The following is a 4554-nucleotide window of genomic DNA, read 5'->3' on the forward strand; positions in this document are numbered from 1 at the left end:
GACTCAGATCCCGGTGAGGTGCATAACCTGGTGATTGCCGAGGACCGGGCCCAGGGGCGGGAGTCTGTCGAGCAGTTCGTGGCAAGTTATAATGAACTGATCAGCCAGATCCGGGCATTGGCCGATGCCGACCCGGAGGAGGGCACCAGCGGGCCCCTGACCGGGGATTCCACGGCGAGAACCCTGGTCAGCCAGATGCGCAATGCCATCAACAGTTCGGTGGATACCGGGGCGGATTTTTCCTCGCTGGCCGGCCTGGGCATTGTCACCCGGGATGACGGCACGCTGGAGATCAATGACGAGCGCCTGGATGAAGCCATCAGCAATAACTACGATGCGGTGGGCAATCTCTTTGCGGGCGAGGGTGGCCTGGCCAATGCGGTGGATACCGTCGCCAGAAGCTACACCCAATCCGGCGGGATTCTGGATAGCCGCTCCCGCTCCCTGGAAAACCGTTTGCAGGATCTGGGTAACCAGCAGGAAAGGCTGGATCGACGGATGGCCCGGGTGGAGTCCCGCTACATCAGTCAGTTCACGGCCATGGATCAGCTTGTGGCCCAACTCCAGGAAACCTCCAGCTTTCTCGATCAGCAGTTGGGTAATTTGCCCTTCAATAACCGATAACCCTTGAGGTGAACGATGTATAACGTCTCTCGAAATGCTGCATTGACTGCCTACCGTGAGATGAGTGTCCAGGGCGGGGTGGATGAAGCCAATCCCTATCGCCTGATCCAGATGCTGATGGAAGGGGCCCTGGATCGCATCTATCAGGCTCAGGGCTGTCTGGAGCGTGGTGAAGTGGGTCCCAAGGGTGAGCAGATCGGTCGGGCCGTGAATATCATTGACAGCCTGCGCGCCATGCTGGACCACAGCCATAATCCGGAACTGTCCGAGCGCCTGGAACAGCTCTACGACTACATGTGCCGTCGCCTCACCGAAGCCAATCTGTACAATGATATGGAAAAGCTGGATGAAGTGGCGGGCCTGATGCGCGAGGTCAAGGCCGGCTGGGATGCCATCCCTGATGAGGCCGTCCAGGAGGCCGCCAGTCACAAGCAGGCACCCGCCGCGGTGGAATGATGGATCGTACGCTAATCGACAAATTGCCCCGTGAACGCCGCGAATGCCTGGAGCAGGTGCTTGAGCTCCAGGCGGCAATGACGGCCGCCGTGGAACAAGGGGATTGGGACAAGACCCGCGATCTGGAGAGCCGCAGGGCGCAGGAATTGCGGACGCTTTACGTAGAACCCGGAGACCTGGATGCCGAGTCGGGCGAAGCGCTGGCCGGCATTACCCGTGAGCTGATTGCCGCGGACAAGGCCCTGGTCAACCAGGTGATGGCCATGCGTAGCAAGCTTGACGCGGAACTGTCGGCGGTGCGAAGGGGGCAGAAGGCCGTTGGCGCCTATGCGGATAACCGGCCATGAGCGGCTCCGAGCAGTTCGCAGCGTTTTTTGATGGCCGGGTCAGCTTTCGGTCCCGGATGCCCCTGAAGTGGGTGAGGTTCGAAACGGCCCTTGATGATGGCCAATTGGCTGCCCTGAATGAGCAGAATCTGGCCCTTCTCAGGGCGGTGGCTGCCCTGGAAGAGCGTCATACCGACACCAGTGACACGCAGCAGGTTGCCTTCAGTCCCGAACTTCAACGTCTTGAGGCGAAAGTGGATCTGCTCCTCACCCTGGTGGGCCAGATCCGTTCAGCCGATGGCTTGATACCCCCCAGCCACAGCATTGAGCTGGCCGCCGAAGGGGCGGCCTGGTGGCCGAAAGATGGAGAACAGGACCCAAAGGATGCGGAAGGCATGCTCGAACTGTCCCTGGCCGCCTACGCCACCCAGCCCTTGATTCTGCCTGCCCGTATCCAGGCTCACGGTGAGTGGGAAGGCCGTCCGGCCGTGCTGGGCCAATTCTTCGGCTTGAATGAAACCTGCCTGGATGCCTTGGGAAAATTCGTTTTTCGCCATCACCGGCGGGCCATTGCAGGGGCAAGGCAAGGCTGATTGAGTTCAATTCTGTCGGTAGCGCTCGCCGTATTCTCCCAAGCCCTCAATCATGGGCTCCAGCCACTTTCGGTAGGGGGCGGCCAGGCCGACAAACTGCTCATCCGGGGCTGCTCTTTCCCGGCTATCCACATTGTTGCTGGCCACAACACGCTTTTTCTCAGCAGGCCGGCAAGAATCGTCCCAGGGCAAATCCAGCAATTCGAGTACACGCCGCGTATGCACTTCGGGTTCGCGCACAAAAGATTCATACTCAACGACAAGGCATCGGTCTCCCAAGTTTTCAGCCCAGAAGTCAATCAAAGAGAGCATCATCCGGGTTCTGTGTCCGGTTTCAAACAAGGGGAGTTGGCCATGGGGAAAGCGCGGCATGAATTTTGCGAAATTGGCGAAGGCGAGATCCAGCGGATCCCGCTTGATCAATACAATACGGGATCCAGGCACCGTTGCCCAAAGAAAGCCAGCCCCTCTCAGATTGATGGGGTTCGTGTCTGTTGACCAGGGCTCAGTAACCTCCGAGCTTTGGATGGCCTTCAGATAACGAGCGCCGATAGTGGCTCTTTGCTTGGCGTCGAGCAGCCCCAGGACCTGGCTCATGGTTTTTCCGGTTTTTCTTTCCAATGATAAACCCAGGACTGTAAAGGGAGGTAATTCTCTCTTTGCAGAGACTCGGGGGTGAGCACCGATTGCATACTCGACTAGAGACTTGCCGGATCGTGGCATGCCTAGGATGAAGACCGGGCGGGTAATATTGTCTGAAACAGAGGCAGTTGGCTCATTGTTCAATTTCTCCGCCGGGAAGTTTTTCGTAATACTTGCCACGGACTTTTCTTCTTGTTCGGCGCGATAAGGTCGATTGAATTTTCGGGCAAGTAGGGGCCTTGCTTTTTCGTTGGCGTCAATATAGGCGGTCAGGGCTTTTTCGTGCTCACCTCGCTGGTGGTAGTAGTCTGCCAGCAGGAAATAGCCTTCTGCCAGTTTTTCACCCTCCCAAGTACCATCTCCTGAAAGGTGTTTTTCGAGCCATCGTCCGAAACGCTCGTCGTGGGACGTAAGGCCATAGCCCAGAAGGTGCCTGTAAACGGACAGACTTTGTGGCGCAGAGCTCAGTATTTGTTTGGCAACCAATTCTGCTTCCGATCGCCGACCCAGTTCGCATAATGCTGCCGCCCGGACGGCTCCCATATCCTGGGCGACTTTGGGCAGTGACGACCAGTTATCAGATTGATCGAGCAGCTTCTCGAATTCGGCTGTTTCAAGCATGGCCTGACAAACAGCCAACCTCAGGCCATGATTCTTGGGTGCTAGTTCCAGGGATCGTTCAAGGCATTTCTGACCGGCTTCAAATCTCTGAAAATCCGTCAGTGTCAAACCAAGAAGAAAGTGGCATTCCGGGTCATTAGGGTATTCCTTGGCTAGTTCAGCCGCTGTATTCAAAGCGCGCCGTGTATCCCCGCGGGAACGAAGATCCCGAACTCGTTGTTGTTTCTTCTTGAGCTCGGGGCGTTTTGTTCCATTGACCTGCTTGCGCTGGGCCGAAGCCTGGTCTCGACTCATGCTGGTTGGCTCCAAGGTCGGTTTGCTGTCCTTACAGACTGGACAGGCTTACAAGTTATCCTGCGGATAGTATCTCCTGCAAGCAAATCTAGTGCCAAGCCAGGGTGGCAATATTCGGGCACCGCCTGCCGGTAAATCGACACCATCTGTTCTCAAAACTGGCAAAAAAACATCACCTGACATATTCTCGACATATCGACAATTCAAAGCAAAGCTAAGCCGTTCTTAGGGAGCCCGCCGGATGATTGAGTCGCAGATTCTGGTGCTCGAAAAAGACGAACACCGTGCCCGCGCCCTGGAGGCCGTTCTGGGGGCGGTAGACATGCCCCCGGCGGTGGTTACGGATGGCAAGGAGCCTGACCTGAGCCCGGATGGGGGCTGGCAGGCCGTGGTGGTGGGGGAGTTGCCGGCGGCTACCGAGTTGGATGCCCTGAAGAAACTGGGTAAGCGGGTGCCGCTGGTGGCACTGGTCCAGGAGGATGGCGGGCTGATTAGCGATGAAATGGCGGACCACGCCTGTTGCCATCTCAATTATCCGGTCAAGCATGCCGAGCTTACCGAAGCCCTGCGGCGGGTGGAGGAATTCCAGGATGCCCTCAGTCGAAGCAAGGCCCGCCGCCCGGCCGGCCATTCCGAGCCCATTCGCCGGGTTCGCTCCCTGATCGAGCAGGTGGCCCCCTTTGACACCAATGTGTTGATTACCGGGGAGTCGGGCACGGGCAAGGAAGTGGTCGCCCGGGAGGTGCATGGGGCCTCGAGCCGCGCCAATGCGCCTTTCGTGCCGGTCAACTGTGGTGCCATTCCGGGTGAGCTGCTGGAGTCTGAGCTGTTCGGCCATGAGAAAGGGGCGTTCACGGGGGCGATTACTGCCCGCAAGGGGCGTTTCGAGATTGCCGAGGGTGGCACCCTGTTTCTGGACGAAATCGGTGACATGCCCCAGCCCATGCAGGTCAAGCTGCTTCGGGTCCTTCAGGAACGGACCTTCGAGCGGGTGGGCA

General features: G+C 58.1%; 6 protein-coding genes. 5 read left to right on the forward strand and 1 reads right to left on the reverse strand.

The annotated features are described in order from the left end of the window. The 4 genes from fliD to ACJWXQ_RS12990 all read left to right on the forward strand — a co-directional run. A partial coding sequence (gene fliD, locus ACJWXQ_RS12975) for a flagellar filament capping protein FliD (RefSeq protein WP_406672969.1) occupies window positions 1-624 on the forward strand: 624 nt, incomplete at its 5' end. Between the two features lie 15 nt (window positions 625-639). After that, entirely contained in the window at window positions 640-1080 is a 441-nt protein-coding gene (fliS, locus tag ACJWXQ_RS12980) for a flagellar export chaperone FliS (RefSeq protein WP_346049259.1), read from the forward strand. After that, window positions 1080-1427: a flagellar protein FliT gene (locus ACJWXQ_RS12985; RefSeq protein ID WP_346049261.1), complete on the forward strand. Its 348-nt coding sequence runs from the start codon at window positions 1080-1082 to the stop codon at window positions 1425-1427. The genes fliS and ACJWXQ_RS12985 overlap by 1 nt, the downstream gene beginning before the upstream one ends. Then, on the forward strand, window positions 1424-1999 hold the full coding sequence (locus ACJWXQ_RS12990; protein ID WP_346049263.1) for a PilZ domain-containing protein: 576 nt from the start codon (window positions 1424-1426) through the stop codon (window positions 1997-1999). Before ACJWXQ_RS12985 ends, ACJWXQ_RS12990 begins: the two co-directional genes overlap by 4 nt. Window positions 2000-2005: 6 nt before the next feature. On the opposite strand, the gene ACJWXQ_RS12995 is transcribed toward ACJWXQ_RS12990, so the two are convergent. Continuing rightward, entirely contained in the window at window positions 2006-3556 is a 1551-nt protein-coding gene (locus ACJWXQ_RS12995) for a sulfotransferase (RefSeq protein WP_406672970.1), read from the reverse strand. A gap of 241 nt (window positions 3557-3797) precedes the next feature. On the opposite strand from ACJWXQ_RS12995, the gene ACJWXQ_RS13000 reads away from it, so the two are divergent. Continuing rightward, window positions 3798-4554: sigma-54-dependent Fis family transcriptional regulator (locus ACJWXQ_RS13000; RefSeq protein ID WP_406672971.1), on the forward strand; the 757-nt coding region annotated here is incomplete at its 3' end.

This window comes from Natronospira sp. (assembly GCF_007134575.1).
Lineage (GTDB): Bacteria > Pseudomonadota > Gammaproteobacteria > Natronospirales > Natronospiraceae > Natronospira > Natronospira elongata.

Excerpts from the sequence above, each read along its gene's own strand:
- fliS (WP_346049259.1), top strand. The coding sequence starts at position 640 with ATGTATAACGTCTCTCGAAATGCTGCATTGACTGCCTACCGTGAGATG.
- ACJWXQ_RS12985 (WP_346049261.1), top strand. The coding sequence starts at position 1,080 with ATGGATCGTACGCTAATCGACAAATTGCCCCGTGAACGCCGCGAATGC.
- ACJWXQ_RS12990 (WP_346049263.1), top strand. The coding sequence starts at position 1,424 with ATGAGCGGCTCCGAGCAGTTCGCAGCGTTTTTTGATGGCCGGGTCAGC.
- ACJWXQ_RS12995 (WP_406672970.1), bottom strand. The coding sequence starts at position 3,556 with ATGAGTCGAGACCAGGCTTCGGCCCAGCGCAAGCAGGTCAATGGAACA.